14 protein-coding genes, 4 pseudogenes and 1 other annotated feature are annotated in these 21,782 nt (G+C 62.0%); of the genes and pseudogenes, 12 read left to right on the forward strand and 6 right to left on the reverse strand.

Annotation, left to right across the window (positions count from 1 at the left end):
• Positions 1–115: 115 nt before the first annotated feature.
• From FIU88_RS09625 to FIU88_RS09635, 3 genes are all read right to left on the reverse strand, one after another.
• A complete protein-coding gene (locus tag FIU88_RS09625) occupies positions 116–811 on the reverse strand; it encodes a plasmid pRiA4b ORF-3 family protein (RefSeq protein WP_152479070.1) in 696 nt (231 codons plus the stop codon).
• 193 nt (positions 812–1,004) lie between these two features.
• Positions 1,005–3,809: a hypothetical protein gene (locus FIU88_RS09630; protein WP_172977695.1), complete on the reverse strand. Its 2,805-nt coding sequence runs from the start codon at positions 3,807–3,809 to the stop codon at positions 1,005–1,007.
• Positions 3,810–3,853: 44 nt separating this feature from the next.
• Positions 3,854–8,638 carry a hypothetical protein gene (locus tag FIU88_RS09635; RefSeq protein WP_152479072.1) on the reverse strand — a complete coding sequence of 1,595 codons (4,785 nt, stop codon included), beginning with the start codon at positions 8,636–8,638 and terminating at the stop codon, positions 3,854–3,856.
• Positions 8,639–8,735: 97 nt separating this feature from the next.
• Here FIU88_RS09635 and FIU88_RS09640 point away from each other — a divergent pair.
• The 5 genes and pseudogenes from FIU88_RS09640 to FIU88_RS09655 form a co-directional block, all read left to right on the forward strand.
• Positions 8,736–9,009: pseudogene (locus FIU88_RS09640) on the forward strand (IS1595 family transposase); the annotation flags it as partial.
• A gap of 817 nt (positions 9,010–9,826) precedes the next feature.
• Positions 9,827–10,000, forward strand: coding sequence for a hypothetical protein (locus FIU88_RS19165; RefSeq protein WP_172977622.1), 174 nt, complete (start codon positions 9,827–9,829; stop codon positions 9,998–10,000).
• Between the two features lie 360 nt (positions 10,001–10,360).
• The gene (locus tag FIU88_RS09645; protein ID WP_152479073.1) at positions 10,361–11,347 is read left to right on the forward strand and encodes a tripartite tricarboxylate transporter substrate binding protein; all 987 of its coding nucleotides are present in this window, start codon (positions 10,361–10,363) and stop codon (positions 11,345–11,347) included.
• Positions 11,344–11,796 (forward strand): tripartite tricarboxylate transporter TctB family protein, encoded by a 453-nt coding sequence (locus FIU88_RS09650; protein ID WP_152479074.1) that lies wholly within the window; start codon positions 11,344–11,346, stop codon positions 11,794–11,796. Before FIU88_RS09645 ends, FIU88_RS09650 begins: the two co-directional genes overlap by 4 nt.
• On the forward strand, positions 11,796–13,316 hold the full coding sequence (locus tag FIU88_RS09655; RefSeq protein ID WP_152479075.1) for a tripartite tricarboxylate transporter permease: 1,521 nt from the start codon (positions 11,796–11,798) through the stop codon (positions 13,314–13,316). The genes FIU88_RS09650 and FIU88_RS09655 overlap by 1 nt, the downstream gene beginning before the upstream one ends.
• A gap of 125 nt (positions 13,317–13,441) precedes the next feature.
• Here the strand turns inward: FIU88_RS09655 and FIU88_RS09660 are convergent, their stop codons facing one another.
• Positions 13,442–14,104 carry an IclR family transcriptional regulator gene (locus FIU88_RS09660; RefSeq protein WP_152479076.1) on the reverse strand — a complete coding sequence of 221 codons (663 nt, stop codon included), beginning with the start codon at positions 14,102–14,104 and terminating at the stop codon, positions 13,442–13,444.
• Positions 14,105–14,220: 116 nt separating this feature from the next.
• Here FIU88_RS09660 and FIU88_RS09665 point away from each other — a divergent pair, with 116 nt between their 5' ends.
• Both FIU88_RS09665 and FIU88_RS09670 read left to right on the forward strand, forming a co-directional pair.
• The gene (locus FIU88_RS09665) at positions 14,221–15,396 is read left to right on the forward strand and encodes a CaiB/BaiF CoA-transferase family protein (RefSeq protein ID WP_253742475.1); all 1,176 of its coding nucleotides are present in this window, start codon (positions 14,221–14,223) and stop codon (positions 15,394–15,396) included.
• A complete protein-coding gene (locus FIU88_RS09670; RefSeq protein ID WP_152479077.1) occupies positions 15,393–16,238 on the forward strand; it encodes a citryl-CoA lyase in 846 nt (281 codons plus the stop codon). Before FIU88_RS09665 ends, FIU88_RS09670 begins: the two co-directional genes overlap by 4 nt.
• A 118-nt stretch (positions 16,239–16,356) precedes the next feature.
• On the opposite strand, the pseudogene FIU88_RS09675 reads toward FIU88_RS09670, so the two are convergent.
• A pseudogene (locus FIU88_RS09675) lies at positions 16,357–16,709 on the reverse strand (IS3 family transposase); the annotation flags it as partial.
• 56 nt (positions 16,710–16,765) lie between these two features.
• Between FIU88_RS09675 and FIU88_RS19565 the strand changes: the two are divergent.
• The 5 genes and pseudogenes from FIU88_RS19565 to FIU88_RS09695 form a co-directional block, all read left to right on the forward strand.
• A pseudogene (locus FIU88_RS19565) lies at positions 16,766–17,152 on the forward strand (hypothetical protein); the annotation flags it as partial.
• Positions 17,153–17,269: a sequence feature (AL1L pseudoknot), on the reverse strand. It lies immediately after the preceding pseudogene.
• A gap of 319 nt (positions 17,270–17,588) precedes the next feature.
• The gene (locus FIU88_RS09680) at positions 17,589–17,795 is read left to right on the forward strand and encodes a hypothetical protein (RefSeq protein ID WP_152480190.1); all 207 of its coding nucleotides are present in this window, start codon (positions 17,589–17,591) and stop codon (positions 17,793–17,795) included.
• Complete coding sequence (locus FIU88_RS09685) at positions 17,792–18,430, forward strand: hypothetical protein (RefSeq protein ID WP_152479078.1); 639 nt, start codon at positions 17,792–17,794, stop codon at positions 18,428–18,430. Before FIU88_RS09680 ends, FIU88_RS09685 begins: the two co-directional genes overlap by 4 nt.
• A complete protein-coding gene (locus FIU88_RS09690) occupies positions 18,427–19,953 on the forward strand; it encodes a DEAD/DEAH box helicase (RefSeq protein ID WP_152479079.1) in 1,527 nt (508 codons plus the stop codon). The genes FIU88_RS09685 and FIU88_RS09690 overlap by 4 nt, the downstream gene beginning before the upstream one ends.
• 178 nt (positions 19,954–20,131) lie before the next feature.
• Complete coding sequence (locus FIU88_RS09695; RefSeq protein WP_253742477.1) at positions 20,132–21,127, forward strand: site-specific integrase; 996 nt, start codon at positions 20,132–20,134, stop codon at positions 21,125–21,127.
• A 340-nt stretch (positions 21,128–21,467) separates the two neighbouring features.
• On the opposite strand, the pseudogene FIU88_RS19570 reads toward FIU88_RS09695, so the two are convergent.
• Positions 21,468–21,644, reverse strand: a pseudogene (locus tag FIU88_RS19570) (integrase core domain-containing protein); the annotation flags it as partial.
• Positions 21,645–21,782 lie beyond the last annotated feature (138 nt).

Genomic DNA, 21,782 nt, shown 5'->3' on the forward strand with positions numbered 1-21,782 from the left:
AGTACAACACCTGACCTGATCGGAAAGGTGTTGTACCCATGTCATATCTTGACAGTCGATTCACCGCTGTGAACTCGTGGTAATCGTACCCGCTCATCACAGCTGGGCCATTGATTCATTGACGATTCTTGTCAATCCCGCCCTGCAGGGCTTGCATCAGCTCCTCAATGCTGTGGATCCCCTGGGCCTTAAGCGACTGCTCCATGTCAAGAGGAGGCGCCTTTGCTGGACGTGACTTGCTGGGCGTGTCGCCCAGACGCCGAAAGCCAGTCTGAATGGGCTCGAGCATGTCGGCGATCTCCTTCTCATTCAGCGCCTCGGGATCGAACTCGCCACCCAGAGCCTCAAGCAACTCCTGGCCATAGACATCCTTCTCGCCGGCCGTTGCCGCCTTCAGGGCCACATAGCCTCCCGTGCCGCCGATATCCTCTGGCGGGCAGGCCATGGCGCCGTCGATCAGCCGCGGGCAAGGGTTGGTCTCCTCCAGCCCCGTCGCCTCGACAACGATGCGGTGCTCCCAGCCATCGCCGAAGTCGTAGAGGTAGCGAAAGCTACCGTCCTTGGCGCGAGCCGCCAGCGACTTAAGCTTGGCGTTGCGTGCCAGTGCGATGGATCGATCGCTCCACTCGTCGAGCTCGCCGTAGTAGCGGCCATTGCACTCGAACTCATAGAGGTGACAGTCTTCCCAGCCCATCACCCCCTGGATGAGCTCGTGGAGACGATGCAGGTTGATCTGCTCCGGCACCATCACACGGCGCCAGACCAGTGGATCGGTATCAAGCAGCTCGATACGCAGGCGAATATCGGGCACAGAGATTCTCCATCAGCCAATGTCGAGGAATGGTAGCGCGGGCCAGCCATGGTGCAGCTCACCAGGGCCATAGCGTTTGTATGGGCAGTCAGGGTATCAAACAATGCTGCATCCGAGCGCATGCAAGACCGCACGGGCCAGGTAACCTGAGCGGCTTTCGAACTCGCCACGGCATTGCCGATGCGCTGGATGACTAATTCCGTAGCAGTATGCTCGCAAGCTTGTCGGGCAGGCTCATCCGACTCACCTGCCCCGCCTTCAGCACGTCCCGGGTCAATGTCTCGGTATACGCGTTGAATACCGAGGTCAGGTGAGGATTCGCCAGATCCAAGAGACGATCAGGAGCCTCTGGGTCTCGACCCTGTACCTTCCATGCCAGCAGCGGGTTGTTGTGAGACACCGACTGCTTGGTACCGATCAGTGCACGCACCCCACGCACGACCGTCCCCTCTGGTTGAAGATAGATATCTTCATGCGCGTTCGAAATCAGCTGCTGGGCGACCGACACCTTACCTCGAGCGCCAGCACGCCCCATGTTCAGCCCTTGGTGCTCAGAGCGAAAGCTGCCCTCGGTGAGCAGCCATTCGAAAGGAAAGTCTCGCCATGTGGCACCCAGGAGCTCTCGCTTGCCAAACGATTCATGCTCCTCGCGCAGTAAAGTGTCATCTACCACGGAATAGAGTAGCGTCTGGCCACTCGCCAATCGCCGGGTCGCCACCAAGTGATCGATGTGTTCTCGCAGGGGTTCTCGCCAGCTGCTCTTAATGCCATCCAGCGTTTTCTCATACGCCTTGGCAAGCTGATGCCGGCTGACATCGGGTTGTTTCATTCGCCGGTTGCCCGATGTCCGCAGATCACGTGGAAGGCGGTAGGTGGCCATTGCCACTTCTCCCACATGCAGGACGTCCTGCTGCCACCAGAACTCCATCATCACAGCCCGTGCCGGCGCCCCTCGAGGTGACTGCACCGTCAGGCACACAAAGTGATTCGATGCGCTATCAGCAGTCGGGGCCCCGCCCTTCACGCCAATTTTCGACTGGCCACCCACCTCAAAGGATCGTTTTGACGCCAGCCCCTGCTTGAAACACAGCTCATAAAGCGTTTCACGTAACTTGTGGTCCAGCAACGGAGGCAATGGCTGATCGACGTGTTCCCCAGCGAGGGCATCAACAATATCCATCGTGAGATTCAGTCCCTGGACCGGCCGCCAGGTCTCCCACCCCCCATCGTGAATCCTGAGCTTTAATACAGTATAGGGATCGAAGCACGGCGCCGCCTCTTGGCCCCGCTCACGTGCAGCTTCGCGAACGGCCAGTGCGTGATTAAACCTGCTCAGAGGCTTTCTCACTTGCCCCTGGCAATCCTCATACCAGGCACTCGAGGCCCGCTGCGCCCCCGAGGGCATACTGAGCAGCTCTGGCAACTGGACACAAAGCACAGGGTCCGACGCCACTGTCGCTTCCAGGTTGTCGACCACTCGCCAGTTCAGTTCCTCCGGCGACGCGCCGCCGGGATTTTTCCGCGCCAACGCCGCCATCAAACGATCGTGGACACGATCCCAGCGGGCATCGCGACGCAGCTCCGGTGCGTAGACGATCTGCAGACTCGTCACCGGCACATCACGAAACGCAGGCTGTTGTGTGCGAGCACGCCGAATCGACACTTGAGCCACCTCAGTTGGCCGAAAGCGCTCGGGCTCCCATTCCACGCCGTCGGCTAGCTCATCAAGGAAGGCCTCCACCAAATCCATGCCACGATTCCTGAGCACCAGCCCACTGGTCATGACACGCCGCGTCAGGTCGTCCTGCCGCATCGACGCTGCCTCGACATCAACGCCTGAACGCGCCGCTTTCTCCATGCGCGATCGCCGAGATCCCGGCAAGAAATAGAAGAACTCCATCTGACTCGCGAAACGGGCCGCGTTGAGCTTGTAACGAGCGGCCAAACATAGACTGTGAATCGCCGCCGCCATCGAATCCAGCCGATACGGCGCCTCCGACAAAGCGTCTGCCAGCTTGGCCGGCAGCCGCTGCACCCGTCGGGGCATTGCAACCACCAGCCTGCCGCGCGCATCGAGGTCCAGGCGCACCTCGTATCCCTTTAGAAGCCCGGCGCCATTCTTCGCGCGCTCAAGCGACGCCTCCAACATCACCGCCTCCCCCAGCAGCAGCCCCAGGTCGCGATCCCGCGCATCACCCTCGAGCCCGACACGCCGCAAGGAAACCCTGAACGCCAAGGTCATTAGCCGCACCAGCGCTATCTTGCCCCGCACTCCACGCTCACCCCCCCACTCCGGAATCCCGCTGTCCTTGATCCATTCGCGCCATCGCAGGGGGGCATCCAAAGATGTCCTGTCCCGCCATAGCGTGGCCATCGGCTCAGGCGGCACGTGATGGCCGAAGATGCCCATGACACCGGCGGCTCTCTGATGGGGCCCACGCCCCCACAGGCCAACATCGACCACGCAGGCGAAGCGCTGTGAGCGTGCCTGGGTGTGCCCGTAGCCATGGGTATAGGCCAGCAGCCGAGTGGCCCTGGCCGCCGCCATGCGTCCCAGGCGAGTCTTGGTGATGGCGTCGTGGCGTGGTCGCACCCATCCAGCCTCCCAATCCAGTGGCCCTTCGGCTGCGGCATCTCCCCTGCCCGCCTCGCCTTCCCGCTCGCCTCTGTCCGAGGGAGACGCTGCTGAAGAATCCACACGCCCCTCGGTTTCGTCTTCCCGAGGTATCGCCTCGCCATCAGCCTCCTCTGCATCCCGCTCCTCCTGGCGCACCGCCTGCTCCGGCGCATCGGGGTCTTGCTCCACCGCTCCCGCGGCCGATTGCTCCGCGGGATAGAGCAACGACACGCACGCCAGCGATTCCCCTGGCAACAATTGTGAGTGGCAGTAGGCCAGTAGCCGCTCGGCCAGTCGTGCTGCACGCTCTCCCGATCCAGGACGATGCGGATCAAGTCCCAGATCGATGGCATTGGTCCTTAGGTCCATCTTCGGCGACACCGCGCTATCCCCCCTCGTCATACCTTCTACTTGGCATCATGCGATCACGACGGGCGTATCAGCGCCTGCATCAGTGCGCTGGCCGCCGCATGGTTGAAGTCCACCAGCGACGAGCACGCCCCGCGCTCTCTTGCCGGCGCGACGTCGCTGGGCGCATTGGCATCCGTGAGCGCCATGCGCACGAAGGCATTCAACACCAGCACATCCCCCACCGGTGGCCGTGGCCTGGCCATTTCCTGAGGCTGGGGCTGCGTATTGATATACACGCCCAGACAGCACTGATAGCCCCGCCACTTGGCCCACTCATGGAGACGCGCCATTTTCTGCTGTGCCTTGTCGATCAAGCCCAGGCCATGGCGTTGGTCGGTTCGCCGCGCATAGTGCTTGGCATCCACCGCGATCAGGCAGCGCGCGCCTGATGCCTTCTGCATGACATAAAACCGATCGAACCACTCGAAGAGCCCTAGCGTTTCCGCGGCCGCCAGCCGCTGCATCCCGGCGAGAGACGGATAAATCGCTTGAGCCACCTCCAGCCAGGCATCCAACGCCAGCTCCCCCCAGATCCCATCAAAATCCGGCTGCAACCTCGGGTGAAGGACGGAAGATTCGGTCCGCCAACGCAGGGACGGTCCCGTTCCCTCTGCCAGCCGCTCCTTGAGGTAGTGCCCCACCGGGCCCGTTGGCGTATCCACGAAGGATCGCGGCAGCTGATAACGCAGCGCCATGCCTGGGGCGGGATAGCCCTGAAATGCCGCCGGGTGCTCAACGCTGGGGAGTTGGGTGATCACCTCCTGATAACCGCCATGAGGCCCGCGACGAATCGGCAACTGCTTCCGATCGTCAAGCGGCAGCCACATCAGCGCCACCACCTCCTCGGGCACTCCCTGCTCCAGCAGGCGCTTCACATAGCGGTCTCTCGTCGACTCAAACAACAGATCCGGGCTATGCCATGCCTCCCACCGCGCCACCACCGCCTGAGCATCCTCTGTGCTGTTCGCTCCCTGGCGCGGCGCCTGCTGGGAAGTCGGGAATTGATGCCGCTCATTGAGCCGGCGGATGGCTGCCAACTGCTGGTTCTTCCAACCGAGCACCTCGGGATCATCACTGAAGGCCTCGTCCCCCTCACGAATCTGCCGCCGGTAGCTGGCGAGCTTTTCGGGAGGCGGTATCTGGAACAGGACGTGGCGCCGTCGCCGGGCAAACGTCATCAGCGTCATGCTGTTGAGCGATGCCGCATGCAGACGATTGGCCAGTGAATGCCCTCGATCGTCGCGCCCGTAGAGGATGGGATCAGCGGCCAGAAGGTCGTGGACGATTTCTTCGCAGACCAGCAGGCCCTGCTGCTGGGAGGCCGACGTTCGCTCCCCGCGCCCTACCGCCTGGAACGTCGTGCGGGCCAGATCGATGACATGCTGCTCGGCGAGAAAGCGACCGAAGGGCGGCAAGTAGCTGTCGGGATGTAGCCGCAGGTCGCGTGCCTGATAGCGCTGCGCCGGCGCCTCCTCGTCTCGCCCCCAGCCGTCTTCATTGAGACGCGCGGCCAGCTCCATACCGGTGAAGGCCAGATGGTGCGTGATCAAGTTGTTCTCCGAAAACTGCCGCTGGTTGCGATGCTCCCGATCAGCCCGCTCACGCTGGTTCTCAGGCTTGGCCGCTTCCCCGGGAGGCCCCTCCAGCGGCTCGAACTTGGGCTTCGCCTCGGAGTAGAACGGCGACATCCCGAGCACGATCAGGTCCACGTCGCGCTCATGCTCAGTGCCTGCATGTCGGTCTACCTTGAGGTTGATGCCCCGGGCCGCTGAGGCATAAGGCGTCACCACCACCACATGGCACCCTAGATCTCGCCGCAACAGATCAGCGGCTTCATCCACAGGGGGCAGTTGAGCCGGTGAGCACTTCAGAAAGTCGGCCAGCGCCCTGGCGAGCTGGCCATCCGGTGTCGCCAGCGCATGTTGCAGCTGGGCATCCGTACTGGACCCACTGCCGCTCTGGTAACTCATCACCAGTACCGGCCGTCGGCCATGCCGTCGGTGCCCCGGATCCAGCCCATAAAGGTGCTGCGGCACGATCTCTTGCAGATCGGCCTGACGAGGGGGCAGCGCCGCGATGGCCTGACGAAAATGCTTTAGGGTCTGCACCAGCATCAGCGCCACCAGCGGGGTGGGGGCGTCTGGGGAGCAGGTGTGTGCCGATGACAGCACGTCGCATATGGCGGCCGACGACAGTCGCGCCTCGTCCCATGTCTCGGGGCCCAGGCTCAGCAAGGCAATCAGATCAGCGATACGCGTCAGCTCACGACGCTTGTAAGGGCTCTGCGTGTTGGCAGCCGCCAACAGCGATCGGGTGAGCTCAGGGGTGTTCCCAGAGGCGAACATCCCGACGGTTTCCGCCATCTCGGCCACCCTGGGTGCCGGCCGGCCTGCTCTCCCGTGACGTCCCTGTTGACGCTGTTCCCGAGCCAGCTTGGCCAGCGCCAGATCGCGATCCGACATCGGCATGTACGCCACATGCGCCGAGCGCGACAACATATCCAGACAGAACCCGCCCAGGTGGGTGGCATCGAAACCGCCGGTGGCACTGATCAAGACCAATGAATGCGTCGGACGCTCGCCGCCCCGCGACGACTGGCCGTCGCGGGGTGTCACGATGCCATCCACGGTGCTGTTGGGTGCAGCCACCCCCTGCGGCAGGTTGTGGCAGTAGGCCTGGGGCGAGATCAATCGCTCAAGATGGTGCTCAGCCGACCAGGCACGATAGCCGATACTGGGGACCACCGAGAGTCCGGGCTCACCGGGCAGGTAACGATCCTCGAAGTCCGGTATCCACTGCATGACCAGATGTGGGGTACGAAATGCCAGGTCATCGTCGATGGGCGCGGCGGGGTCGAGGGGGCGACGCGCCTGCATCAGCACGCGAACCCTGACGTGAGACAGGTCGCGTAGCAGTGCCGTCAGAGGCGCGGAGGTGGTGGTGTTGCCCGGGCGATAGGCATTGCGCAGGATCGCCAACCGGTCATTGGGGTCGGTGGGATCATCGGTGCCCAGCTCATGAATCAGCGCCGCGATGGTGAGCATCGTCTCGAAGGCGTCCTCGAGGCGGAAGGTGGTGCTGCCATCTGGCTTTCCCAACGCCTCGAGATAGGTGTCACTGATCAGCTGAACGTCACTCAACGCGTGACTGTCCCGGTGAGCCACCAATCCGTTCAAGCGCTGATCGTCGAGATTGATGAAGGCCCAACTGCCGCCAGTGAAGGCGCCGGTGCTCCCGGCACTGGCCACGGTAGGATCATCCAGGTTGAGGTTGATCCAGGCGGCGCCCTGGCACAGCGCCTCAAGCCGCTCTCGAAATGCCTGCAGCCGCTCTTCCGGCGTCCCCTGAATGACGGGGTGCTGGTCATACTGCCACGCCAGCAGGCTGAGCAGGCGAGCGCGCAATGCCGCCTGCTGTCGGTGGTGGGCGGGGTGTACGGTGCCGAGCCGGTGCGTTGCGCGAAAGCGTCGCAAGGCCTCGGCGGCCTCTCGCGTCATGGGAGACGCCGCCGCCTTCAGCGCCACCGGGGCCCTGAGCCTCCACTGCTGCTCGATACAGGGATGCTCGGCTACCAGTGTCTGGTAGCCTTGCACGATCGCGGCAAACTCCTGCGCCGGGCGAAACAGCAACGGCATCTCATGAAGCAGCGTCTGCCCGACCTGGGTCGCGCGGCCTTGGTCCAGGATCAGGCCCCGCAGATAGATCCGCCCGCCACCGGACGTTGCCGGCTTGCCCAGGATCTCCTTGACCGCATCGGCCTCGTCAATCAGGAACAGGAAGCGTGTGCGCTGCTCCTCGAGCCCGATGATCTCGGCCGCGTCCTGCTGCACGCCGTGTATGGCGTCTTCCAGATAGCCGGCATACCGGGCGAAGTCACCACACCCTGCGCGGGGTTGGCGGCGACGACGGGGAAAGACCAGATGGGTCATCAAGCGGTCCGCCGTCATCGCGACCAGGCCCAGGGCCTGAGAATGCCCTCGCATGACGCGATACAACGGGAAAAGCTGGCGTTCCAGCAGCTGGAAGGGAGCCACCAGGGCATCATCCCCGAGCACGCTTTTCAGGGACGCGCCCTCTCGGCTGGCCTGACTCAAGGTGCCGATCACGGCCCGTAGCACCAGGTGGTAGAGTTGACCGTGGGCGTTTTTCAGTTGATCGACGGGGGCTTCCAGCTCATCGTCGTTGAAGTTTTCCTGACGCAGCCTGGCCAGTTGCTCCTGGCGTCGCTGGATGAGTGCCATGCAGGCCTGCAGGGAACCTGCGCCGTCACCCTGCGCCGCAGACGCCGCGATCGCCTCAACGGGCTCGATGGGCTCGGCGTTGCCATCGAGTTCGTCATCCGGCTGACGCTGGGCGTCATCAAGGGCCTGTTGCAGGGCACTCAGCAGACCTGGCCGAGGGCGTTTTCGACCGGCCTGCTGCTTCAGACGGTCCTCCATCGCCAACACGTCTCGGTAGAGGCAATGCGGGTGATCCGGGTCGGTGAGCTGGGTCCGCGAGGGGACTTTGACGCAGGGAATATCATGCGACAGTAGGCTGCGCTGGGCGGGCGGGAGTGCCTCACGTCTGTCGTGATGATTGGTGATGTCGATGTGCGCGTGCTGGGGGGCGACATAGACAATCACCAACGACTCGCCCGCTTCCTTGGCCTCGACCAGCGCATCGGCAGAGGTGTGCAACGCCCAGTAGCTCTTGCCGACACCGGTCGCCAGGTTATTCTGCGCGATGGTCGGGTGGGTCGCCTGACGTGCGATCTGATGAAGGCGTTGGTAGAGGGTTTCGACCGGGTTGGCATCCATGCTCGTGACACTGGCTCATCGGGAAGGATGAGAACCAGCGTAGCAGGCGTTCCGACACTGTAGAGGGAAGAGCCTATCGAGCGCTTCGTGGTGGAGCGTGTACTCGGCCTTCGCCCGTCGTTTTGGCATCACTCATCAGGTGGTGCATGCCAGGCCCGGACAGCGCGTCCGCCATCCACATCCCGAACGTCAATGCTTACCACAGCCGCTTGAAGGGCTGGATGCGCCGTTTCCATGGCGTCGCCACCCGATACCTCGTCAATTACCTCGGGTGGCGACGAATGCTGGAACGCTACGCCATAGCGATACGCCCGGTTCACTGCCTTCAAGAGGCAGTGGGGCGCACCGAACAACATTCAATGGGGACATAGCCATTCCAGTGCCTCGCGAAAGCTCTCCAGGGGTTGGGGGAAACGGTCACGTAGGTCGATGACCCTGTAGGCAAAGATCCGGGCTAGCGAGCGGGTCCATGGGAGGATGTGAGAACGGTGTCATGGGGAGGCTACCCAGCTGATGATATGGCTATCAGGGTAGCCCATGGCCACCGCGGTCTACCGTGGGTTGCTCCCTCACGGGCACCTGCGTCAGTCCACACCAGCCACCTCGGCAGATCATCAACGTCTGGGATAACGACATGGATCAGGCCTCCTGATCATCACACGGGGCCTGACATCTAACTGCAAAGAAATGAGCGGCAAGGTCATTGACAACATTCTATTATGTGCCTCATTAGTACACATAAAAAAGAAAAGCTAAAGAATATCCTTGAAGCCGTCCCTCCCGGCTTCATAGTAGATTCTGGCTGGAGTGGGTGACTCGTGGCGTTTTCCTGCGTCCGGCCCTCACACTGGGATATCTTTCGCTTGATAGGTATGCTGATGGGCAAGACGCCAGCAACCCAACCTCTGAGGGAGGCCAACATGAGCAGTGAAGCAACGAGGCCCGATGACCGGCGCGAGGAGCTCCGGGGCACGTCACGCTCGGGGCGCTCTGTCGTATTAGGAGGTTCACGAAAGGCAAGAGGTGTCTGGGCCAGCTCAGAGGCCATGGCGCGTGCACACGCAGAGGCCCATGAGGTATCGATCAAGACGGTCGGACGCCACCGGCAGGAACTGCTCGACTCCATGTGATCCCCATGGCGGGACCAAACACGATCAGCCCACCCTTGGAAGAAGGGTGGGCTTTTTCATGCCCGAATTACCTGGCCATGAGCGTCTCCTGCGCCTCGAGCAGACCACTCGCGAGCAGAAGATCGAGCTGACCGATGACCAGATGCGTCATCTGGAGCGCTTCGGCCCGGAGTTACCGCTTTCCAGCACGCAAGACATGCACCTTCCAACGGCGGGTGAAGAAGCCTCCTGACGTTGCGGTTCATCGGCCTTTCCCCCCGCGTCGTTGGCTGCCCCTGCCCCGGGGTCAACGCCTGACGGCTGGGGTCCAACTAGGTGGGGAAGCGGCCACAACTGTCTGCTGATGCGCCATTGGGGCCAATGTGGCCGCGAGGGCGTGATCAAGTACCTCGAGAATGTCTAGCCATCCGCTACACGGCGCCCCTCGCGGCGCCGTTCGTCGTTTGAAAGTCCCGCATGCGGGACACAGTCAAGTTGCTCGACTTTGGTCGAGTTTTTTGTGCTGGCGTCTTGACGGACACCCATTACATACCTAGTTTCCCCAGTCGCAACAAGTTCTAACAAGAGAAACTGAAACGCTTGAGGTAACACCATGACAACTGCTCGACGCCTCCTCATCTCTGCATCCCTCGCTGCTACCAGCGTCACCCAAGCCCATGCTTTCGAACCGGAAGGCAAGGTGGAGTGTCTGGCTCCTGCCGATCCTGGCGGTGGCTGGGACTTCACTTGCCGGAGTGTCGGCACGGTGATGGAAGACCTGGAACTGGTGCCGCGCAGCGTACAAACCGTCAACATGCCGGGGGCTAGCGGCGGCGTGGCCTATGCTCACGTGGTCAGCAAGCGTGAGGGGGACGACCAATTGCTGGTTGCCGCCTCTACCGCCACGACCACCCGCCTGGCTCAGGGACAGTTCCAGGGCCTAGATGCCGAGATGGTCAACTGGATCGGTGCTCTGGGAGCGGATTACGGCATCATCGCGGTGGCCGACGACGCGCCTTACCAGTCCTTGCAGGATGTAGTGGATGCGCTGCAAAACGATCCTCAGGCTGTCACCTTCGCCGGTGGCAGTTCGAAGGGCGGCTGGGACCATCTCAAGGTGTTAATGATGGCCCAGGAAGCCGGGATCTCGGATCTGCCACACATCAAGTACCTCTCCTATACCGGCGGTGGTGAGGCCATGACCCAGGTGGTCGGTGGGCATGTCAATGCTTTCACCGGCGACATCTCCGAGGCCCAGGGCTTCCTGGAATCCGGTGACCTGCGGGTCCTGGCAGTGCTCTCCGACGAGCGCCTGCCTGGCGAGTTCAGCGACATTCCTACCGCCAAGGAACAGGGCATCGATGTGGTTGGCCCCAACTGGCGCGGTTTCTACATGCCGGCCGACATCTCCGACGAGGCCGAGCAGTACTGGATTGACGCCATGGACAGCCTGTACACGAGTGAGGAATGGAAAACGGTCATGCGGCAGAACGGTTTGATGCCGTTCCATATGAGTGCCGGTGAGTTCGAGACCTTCGTCAAGGAACAGATTGACGATATTGAGACCCTCTCCAAGGATATCGGGCTGATTCAGGAATGACCTTCAACGACCGCATCTTCGGGGTCCTGTTGATCGCCCTGGCCGTCGCGTACGGCTGGGGCGCTACCCAGTTTCCCGAACCGTTTGGCGGGGCCGAGGCCGTCGGCCCCAAGACCTTCCCTCATTTGTTGGCCGTGGTGCTGTCATTGTCCAGCCTCTACCTGATCGTGCGGCCCGACCCGGATAACGCCTGGCCCTGGAGCCGCACCGGCGCCGAGCTGCTGATCGCTGTGGCGGTGCTGATCGTCTACACCGCGCTGCTGCAGCCGCTCGGCTTCATCCTCAGCACCCTGCTGGCGTTGGGCACGCTGTGCTGGCGCATGGGCGCCCCCCCGGTCCGGGCCTATGTCACCGGTGGCGTGGCCGGCGTGGTGGTGTTTCTGATCTTCAACTTCGCCCTGGACCTGGCGCTGCCACTGGGGCCGCTGTCTGTCCTGGAGGTGAACTGATGGAAACCTTGAGTTACCTGATCGACGGCTTCGGCGTCGCCCTGGCGCCGCATAACCTGATGTTCGCCCTGTTCGGCGCCTTCCTCGGCACCCTGATCGGGGCCCTGCCGGGGCTCGGTCCATCCAACGGCGTGGCGATCCTGATCCCGCTGGCCTTCACCTTAGGACTCGCGCCGGAGACTGCCCTGATCATGCTCACCTCGGTCTATGCGGGGGCCATGTACGGCGGGCGTATCTCCTCGATCCTGCTCAACATCCCCGGCGACGAGCCGGCGATGATGACCTGTCTCGACGGCTATCCCATGGCCAAGAAAGGCAAGGCCGCCGAGGCGCTGGCGATCTCCGCTATGGCCTCCTTCATGGGCAGCCTGATCGCCACCGTGGGGCTCATCCTGGTGGCGCCAATCCTCGCCGACTTCGCGCTCTCCTTCGGCCCGGCCGAGTACTTCGCGCTGTTCCTGCTGGCCTTCGCCACCCTCGGCGGCATCACCGGCAAGAACCCCATGAAGACCGTGGTGGCCGCCTGCCTGGGCCTGATGATTTCCACGATGGGCATCGACAACACTGGCGTGCAGCGCTACACCTTCGGCGTGCTGGAGCTCTACGAGGGCGTCGACTTCATCATCGCCATTGTCGGTCTGTTCGCCATCTCCGAGCTCTTGTTCTTCATCGAGGACAAGGCCGGCGGCGGCAAGGAGAAGATGACCGTCAACAAGCTGTCGCTGAAGTGGTCCGACATCCGCGGCATCATGCCGTCAAGCATCCGCGGCGGCGTGCTGGGGTTCATCGCAGGGGTACTGCCGGGTGCCGGGGCTTCCCTGGGCAGCTTTATCGGCTACACCCTCGAGAAGAAGGTGGTCGGCAAGAAGGGCTACTTCGGCGAGGGCGATCCGCGCGGCGTGGCCGGCCCCGAGGCGGGCAACAACGGTGCCTCCTCCGGCGCGCTGGTGCCGATGCTGACCCTCGGCGTGCCGGGGAGCGGCACCACTGCGGTGCTGCTGGCGTTGCTGATCTCGCTGAACATCACCCCGGGACCGCTGATGTTCACCCAGAACGCCGACATCGTCTGGGGCGTGATCGCGGCGCTGCTGATCGGCAACTTTCTGCTGCTGGTGCTCAACATCCCGCTGGTGGGCATTTTCGTCAAGCTGCTGTCGGTGCCGCCGATGTTCCTGCTGCCGATCGTCACCATGGTGGCCTTCGTCGGCATCTACTCGATCAGCAACTCGGCTTTTGACCTCTACTTCATGGTGGCCTTCGGCGTGGCGGGATATGTACTGCGCAAGCTGGAGATTCCGCTGGTGCCGATCATCCTCGGCCTGCTGCTGGGGCCGGAGATGGAGAAGAATCTGCGCCACGCCATGGACATCTCCAGCGGCGACTGGACCATCCTGTGGGACAGCGGCCTGGCCATCGGCCTGTGGGTGTTCGCCGGACTGGGACTGATCCTGCCTTACATCATGGGGCCTCTCTTGAGACGCCGGATGGCATCCGAGACGAAGACCGTCAGCGAAGGCTGATTGATGCTTGACGATATGCAGTAACGCCCGGTTTAGGGGTTCCACCCTGAGCCGGGCCTTGGTATGCCAGGTAAAGGCAGTATCGAGCTTCCCGACGTGTATCAGACACACTCCGCAGACCAGTGTTAGAAGGTGACGGGCCCATGCGGAAGATGAGCCTCTAGCTCTTCTGCCTTCTCTCTCAAGACGTTGCGATGTTGCTCCAGCGCTTCGGTAAAGCGCTCGCGAGGCCCGGAAAGTGCCAGGGCACCCAACAGTTCCCCATTAGGACGACGAATAGCGATGGCGGCGGCTGCCACCGAGGGCTCTCGTTCGCCCCTCGATACCTGGACGTCACCGGACTCACCATCACCTCGTAACACGCGTGCCGCGGCTCCTCGGTCCAGGGGAAGACGCGCGCCCTGCTCCAGATGGTGGCGAACCTCGTGTCGCCCATTCTCCCTATACAGGCACACTCGTTCATCGTCGTCGCGGATATAGAAAGATGCCGTTTCGCCGCTGGCATCGCGCAATGCCTCGAGTACCGGACGTACCAAGCCCTCGAGCCGCACACCTTCCCCGGCCAAGGGGGCCAGGCGCGCACATGCGGGCCCAATGCGGTAGATCCCGCGCTCATCCCGGACCACGAATCCAAACACCTCCAGAGACGCCATGAGGCGCAAGATAGTGCTTTTGTAATAACCAGTCGCTTGGGACAGTTCTGTCAGTGAAAACTCACGGCGATGTTCATTGAAGGCTTCCAGCAGAGAGAGTGCTCGCTCTACCGCCTCTACACGTCGTTGGGCCACGGTGCCTCCATAGTGTGCGACCAAAGGATGATGTTGCGACAGGCGAAACCAGGTTGCAACACTGCCAAGGGCTAACTATTCTCTCTGAGGAAACATGTTCTATTGGAGGCAACAATATGTCAATGCCGCTCAAGGGCTACCGGGTCCTCGACCTGACCAATGTCCTGGCGGGGCCATTCTGCTGTCACCAGCTGGCCCACTTGGGCGCCGAGGTGATCAAGGTAGAACGTCCCGGCGGAGGAGATCTGGCCAGGCAACTGGGTGCTGATGCCGAGCTGAATCGCGAGCATATGGGCGTGTCCTTCCTGGCACAGAACGCGGGCAAGGGATCCGTCACCCTGGATCTGAAACAGCCTGAGGACCGCGAGAAATTCATCAGCCTGGTCAAGGACGCCGACGTGCTGGTGGAAAACTTTCGGCCTGGTGTGATGGCACGGCTAGGCCTCGAGTTCGACAAGCTCAAGGAGATTAACCCTCGCCTCGTCTACTGTGCCATTTCCGGGTTTGGCCAAGACGGCCCGCTGTCCACCTTTCCCGCCTATGACCAGATCATTCAGGGCATGGCGGGAGTAATGAGCGTGACAGGGGACGCCGTGCATTCGCCTTACCGGGTTGGTTATCCGCTGGCCGATACCATTGGAGGGCTGACGGCAGCCATGGCGATCAATGCCGCTTTGGCAGAGAAAGAACGCCAGGCCAGGTTCATCGATGTCTCGATGCTCGAGTCCGTGCTCGCGACCATGGGGTGGGCGGTCTCCAACTTGCTAGTGGCAGGTCGCGCCCCGGCCCCGATCGGTAATGACAACGTCACCGCCAGTCCTTCGGGGACCTTCCGCACCGGTGATGGCCTGCTCAATATCGCCGCCAACAAGCAGGAACAGTTCGAGGCTCTGAGCCGGTTGCTACAGCATCCGGAGTGGATTGAGGACCCGCGTTTCGCCGAGCGTCAGGCGCGGCTCGAACATCGTCAAGAACTGAAGGATCTGATCGAGTCCGCCTTGAGCGAGAACACCACCGAACACTGGTGGCACGCCCTCGTGGCTGCGGGCGTGCCTGCCGGGCCTGTCTACAGCGTCGAGGAAGCACTCAACCATCCTCAGGTTCGCGATAGGGGGCTGATCGAGCGCTTCGACGAGGCCGGCATTGGCCGCCCTCTTGAGATCGTGAGCGGCGGTTACCGGTTTGATGGCCAGGCCCCTCGCGTACCGACGCCCCCGCCCTTGCTGGGCGCCGACAATGATCGCTGGTTCGGGCCGCGCACCACCAATCACGTTGAGGAGTCAGACGCATGACCCAGGATTCTCTCGATACCCAGGCCGCGGAGTGGTGGCACACCGAGATCATCGATATGAAGCCCGGGGAGATCCGCTATCGCGGCTATCCCATCGAAGCGCTGATCGGCCGCATTGGTTTCGCCGAGATGATCTGGTTGATGACCCGCGGCGAACTGCCGACTCAGGCCCAGTCGACTTTGCTGGAGGCGGCCCTGATGAGCGCAGTGGACCATGGTCCACAGGCGCCGAGCATCGCCATCGCGCGCATGGCCATGACCTGTGGCAGCAGCCTCAACAACGCGATGGCCTCGGCCGTCAACGTGCTCGACGACGTCCATGGTGGCGCAGGTGAGCAGGCAGTAGAGCTCTATCAGTCTATCGAGAAGCGCCTCTCAGGCGGCATGCCCTTGGTCGAGGCCACAGAAGCGGAGCTGAACGCCTGGCGTGAGCGCCACGGCAAGATCGTGCCTGGTTTCGGGCACCGCTTTCACCCCGTCGACCCGCGAGCACCACGTCTTTTGCAGTTGATCGATGAGGCGGCCGAACGTCATGAGGTCGATGGTCGCTATGCCGCTATCGCCCGAGAGATCGAACGTCAGCTGGCAGAGGCGAAAGGGAAACCGATCCCGCTGAATATCGATGGGGCCACGGCGGCGATCTATGCCGAACTGGCATTCCCCGCACCGTTGGCCAGAGGGCTGTTCTGTCTGTCCCGCTCCGTGGGCATCCTCGCCCACGCGTGGGAGCAGAAGTGTCAGGGAGGACGCAACAAGGGGCCTATGCCCAAGGGATGGCTGTGGCGCTACGACGGCCACCCTCCCCGCCGCGTCGGCGACGCGCCCCCCGAAACGTCAGCTTAGGTTGCTGACAAACGTAGCACGCCATCCTCGAAACGGAGATGGCTGAACCATACCGGCTTTCTCTGAGACCCGCTGATTTGAGTCAGGCCGTTTTCTTGGCCTGACCCTTTTGCTTGTATTACAGCGCTTCTCGTTCGACCGGCGGCATGTTACCGATCGGCTCCAAGAGCCGCCGGCGATAGAACCAGTCGGCCCATTCCTGGGTTGCGAACTCAACAGCTTCCAGATGCCGCCATGGCCCGCTTCGGCGGATCACCTCTGTTTTGAACAACCCGATCACTGTCTCGGCCAGTGCGTTGTCGGATGAGTCGCTGACACTCCCGACAGACGGGCGATTCAGGCATCCTCCAAGCGCTATGTGTATCGAATCGAGACATATTGAACACCCCTATCGCTATGATGAATCAAATCACTGCCAGGTCGCTGTGACCGTTCATGAAGCGCCTGCTCCAGCGCATCAAGCACCATGTCGGTGCAGGGTGAGCGAAAGTGCTGAGATCCAGCGCGTCTGAGATGAGAACTTTGGCGTCTATGGCATACACCAGGCCTGGCGCCAATTGCATCGAGAAGCGATCCCCACCGCTCGTTGCACAGTCGGGCGCCTTATACGCCAGATGGGATTGAGAGACGTGCTGAGAGGCAAGTCGGTCCGTAAGACCGAGCCCGATCCAGACAAGACTTCTCCCGCCGACTTGGTTTGGGCAGTTTCAGCCGACTCAGCCGGATGCGCTCTGGGTGTCGGATTTCACGTGTGTCGCGATCTGGCAGGGCTTCGTGTACGTCGTCTTCGTCATCGATGCCTTTGTCCGCTGAATCATCGGATGGCGAGCCTCCACCAGCGATCACGCTGGATGCGGGGGAGGGGGCGCTCGATCAGTCTAGGCGTCACGAGCCTTGTGCTCGTAGTAGGTTGACGTGGCGATCGGCAGGATATGGCAGATCAGCTAGCCCCCGTACGACTTACTGTGAGCATCGATGAACTTGATGATCACTTTTCGCGGCGCTCGAGCTCCGCCTGGGCAAAATACGCGGAGGCCTTTCGCAAGATCTGATTGACCTGCTTCTTCAGGGTGTTGGCAAAGGTTTACGCCAGACTGGCGTTCTGCTAATTTAAATCTGCCGAGCCAAAATGCTCGGCCGGGTTTGGCGACCCGAATACACAAAGGCGCACAAGCGCCCTTGCCATGGCTGGCGCTTTTTTTGTGTCTGTCATGTGTTATGGCGGTCGTGCGTGGGAGACCTTCGGGTCTGCCGGTTTCTTTGTGGCCGGTTCGCCAACCCGCGTGCGGCCGCCCCCATCACTGCATTGGCGACAGCGGGGGTGGCTCCCAACACAAAGGAGCCCTACCCATGGTTCATCTGTCTCCATCCCCACACCGCAGCGATCGCCGTGCGCGTGCTGCCGCCCATCGCGCCATGGCCATGTCGGCCTTGGCTTCCAACAGCAGCGAAACGGTTCGCTACCGCCGATATCATGCGCATATGCGCAAGGCAGACGCCTTGGCACGTGCGGCCGACCTCGAGGGCACCGATGCTCCGTGGGAGGTCGAGTCATGAACGCACCCCATACCTCTCTCCATCCGCACAGCTCCCATACTTTCTCCGGCATGATTGCCGACCATCTCAATGCCCTGCTGGCCCAGTATGCGCAGTCCGATACGCCCATCACTGCCTGCGAGTTGCGTGACGAACTGCTCCAGCACCCGGCCCTCGACGGCGCGGACAGCAAAACTGTCTATCTCAAGGTTCGCGATCGACTCCGGTCATTGACGCGACAAGGCCTGACGCAGCGTGTCGGGATTCAGGGAAAGCATCGCCCTATCTTCCAGATCCTCGACCTGCCGGAGGATTGCCTCCCTTCTCCAGAAGCAACTCCCCTGTCGCCTCACCACAGTACTGAGACGTCAGCAACCACCACAGCAGGCTCATGCTCCTCGGCCTCGAGCGCGAGGGCAACCTCTCGCGACTTTGCCGAATTTCTGTCTCAGGAATGCCATCGCCTCAAGCTCGACATGCAAGCGGCACTGGGGGAAGCCAGCCACTACGCTCACATCCTGTCGCAGTATCCGGACCAGCAGGCCTTGATCCAGCCGTTGCATGAAGCCGCCTGCCAACGTGGCAGCGAAGCCAAAGGGGCGCTGGATGCCGTCATCACCCTGCGCAAGCAGCTTGGAGAGGAGGCAGCATCATGAACATCCGCCACACCAATCGCTTGATGGCGTCGATCGACTGCCCGGCACTGCGCCCCTGGCAGGCCCGCTGTATCGAACAGGCACTGCAAACGCTATCGGATGCTCATCCACATTTCCTGTGTCAGGCGACCCCCGGCGCCGGCAAGATGTTGATGGCGTCTGTCCTTGCCGATGAGCTCTTGCAAAACGGCGGTATCGATCTGGTGGTTTATCTGGGGCCCACCACAGCGGTGGTTGAGCGCGCCCGGGGCACACTGGAGCAGGTCACGGGCCTGAGCATGAACGGGCGCCTGGACACCAGCGGCGTGGCCTTGACCTATCATGCGCTGCATCACCGCCTCACGGAACTTCAGCAGCTCTGCCAACACAAGCGCGTGCTGCTGATCTGGGACGAAAGCCACCATGCCGCGGGGCAAACCGATGCACGCGACAGTGCCAACCAGTGGGGGATGGCCCTGATGGCGCTGGAGCGCCAGGTGCACTACACCCTGGCCCTCTCGGGCACACCCTGGCGCACCGATGGCAGTTGCCTGCCGCTGCTGCGCTACATGGAGGCGCCGGACGAGGACGATACGTGCGGCAGTGATGCAGCCTCCACCTCGCCGAAGCAACTGCAGCCGGATTTCGTCTACACCCTCACCGAAGCAATCCAGGATGGTATCTGCCGCCATCCCCACTTTCAGTTAATCGACAATCGTTCGATCCGCCTCACTCGCCATCACCCCCGCAGCGGACGGCGAGAAACTCGGCGGTTTGCCAGTATTCCCCACCTCCTCCGGCACCCTGCGATGCACTACAGCAGTCTCTTGCGTCATGAGGCGCCGATGCGACACCTGCTGGACCAAGGCTGCGAGCAGCTGGCCAAGCTTCGTCAGCGGGACCCGGACGCCGCCGGCCTGGTGGTCGCGTCCGACATCCTGCATGCCGAAGCGATTGCCGAGGCGCTGGAGGATCGGCACCAATCGGTATGCCTGGTCACCAGCAAGGCGGCCAATGCCCATGCGCATCTCCGAGCCTTTGGTGATGCCACCACCGAGTGGATCGTCTCGGTGGGTATGGTCAGCGAGGGCGTCGATATTCCCCGTCTGCGCGTGTGCTGCTACCTGAGCCAGGTCCGTACCGAACAACATTTCCGGCAAGTGCTGGGGCGGATCATCCGTCGCGAGGGCGATGACGATGCCGAGTGTTTCCTCTATGCCCTCAATGAGCCGCACCTCCGGCACTATGCCCGACGGATTGCGGAAGACCTGCCCGAGGATCTGGCCACGGTCTCCTTTCCGATGCCGGAGACGGCATCAGACCCGGCCGCTCCTTCGGCCGAGGAGGCGTCAACACCACCACTGACGCCACAGGATACGGCACCGCCCGATGACAGTGCGGAGGCGACCAAGGCCGGCAAGGCAGGTGAGCCATCGACGGAGCTTGCTCTGGACAGCGTCGGGAGCGCTGAACACCTGGATCCGGATGTGGCCTTCTCGCGAGCCTTCTTCGAACGCCTGGTTGCCTTGCGCCTGTTGCCCTAATCCGTCAATCCGGTGAAGGCTCATCGTCGACTACGTCGCGTGCCAGGACCTCATTGCCGGTTCCCCATCCCCTGTGACGGGGCCGGAGTGAGGCTGGGCATGACACTCACGTCGTATGGCCAGTGGCAGGAGGCTTTTGTCCCACTGACGCGGCCTTATTATTCCAGGGTGCATCGTTATGTCGTTCAAACGAAAACCTCGACATCTTACTGCCTCGACACGGCATTCCGCCCGCTCGGGGCTCACCGTCAGCCACGAGGGGCTCTCCCGCGAGGCTCGGCGCCTGCTCTCCCAGAGCGTTTCGGCCAACAGCGTACGCGCCATGCGGGCCGATATCCGCATCTATCAGCAAGCGGGTGGCCCCCTGCCTGCCACGGAGACTGATATCGCCAATTACTTGTCCGCGCAGAATGCCCTAGGCAAGAAGCCCGCCACACTGGAGCGATATGCCAACTCCCTGCACATGTGGCACCGATATATGAACCTCCCCTCGCCCGTCAAAACGATGGCGGTGCGCAGTGTCTTGCGCGGCATCAAGAAGAGTCGTGATATGCGGCAGGCCTCTGCCCCAGCACTACGCCTCAAGGAGCTGCATCGCCTGCTGGAAGCCATCGACAGTGAGTCTCTGCATGGACTGCGTGACAGTGCCCTGTTCCTGCTGAGCTTCTACGGCGCCTTCCGGCGCAGCGAAATCGTGGCGATCGCCGTCGAGGATCTGCAATGGCTGCCTCAGGGCGTCACCATTACCCTACATCACAGCAAAACCAATCACACAGGGCGCGTCGAGACCAAGAGCATCCCGCGAGCCCCCGAGAACACTGCCTACTGCCCGGTCGCGATGCTCGAAACTTGGCTCGCCGCCTCCGGCATCACTCGTGGGGCGATCTTTCGTGGCATTACCTGCAAGGGAAATCTGGGGGCGGGCCGGATGTCGTCCGGCAACGTCTATGTCCGAATGAAGCAGGCCATGGAGAAGGCCGATCTGCTCTCGGAGGGGTACACGCCGCATAGCTTCCGGGCAGGGTTCATTACCGAGGCGCATCTCCGTGGCAAGAGTGACCTTCAGATCAAACGAGTGAGCGGACACCGCGACCAGAGGACCTTCGAGCGCTACATTCGGATTGCCGATGCTTTCGAAGACAATGCGGGGGATTTCTTTTCACTGGATGACTAAATCCCATAACGCAGCAGCCCGGCACAAGGCCGGGCTGCTTATTCAAACATACTGTTAAGATACTGATTTACAGACCAGATACTGATATGGAGGGGCCGTAGTAGTCCCTATCGATACCTATGGTCCCGGCGACCGCCTGTACGTAAAGAAGATCAGCGCTGCCATCCTCGTCGGGCGGCCTTCCCATGGCAATGAACTACAAGGGCCCAAAGCTCACCGCCTCTGCGATATCGGTGGTAAAGCGCAGCTGCCCGCCGGCGACATTGGCCCCGACTATGCCCGGGATGTCGGGTTCTTGGGTAGGAATTTAACCATTAATAAAGCGCGATCTTTTCGACATCTACGTCCATGAAATGCCACCTGGTTTCTGCACACCCGACGCCGCTAATTCTGGATGTACTCGGGGTGCCACATAGTTCAGAGACAGATGTAGTCGCTCTTCGTTGTAGTATCTGATCCAGCGCTCGATCACGACCCTGGCTTGGCCCTGCGACTCGAAGCGATGGAGCCAAATGCACTCTTCCTTCGAGGAGCGCTAAAGCGCTCGACAAGACCGTTCTTCTCCGGGGTACATGGCGTCGTGAACTCCTGCGTCAGTCCATAGACCTCTTGGCCGCAAATTCTGAGTGCAACACCTGACTGAACCGGTAAGGTG

Source organism: Halomonas sp. THAF12 (genome assembly GCF_009363675.1).
GTDB lineage: Bacteria > Pseudomonadota > Gammaproteobacteria > Pseudomonadales > Halomonadaceae > Halomonas > Halomonas smyrnensis.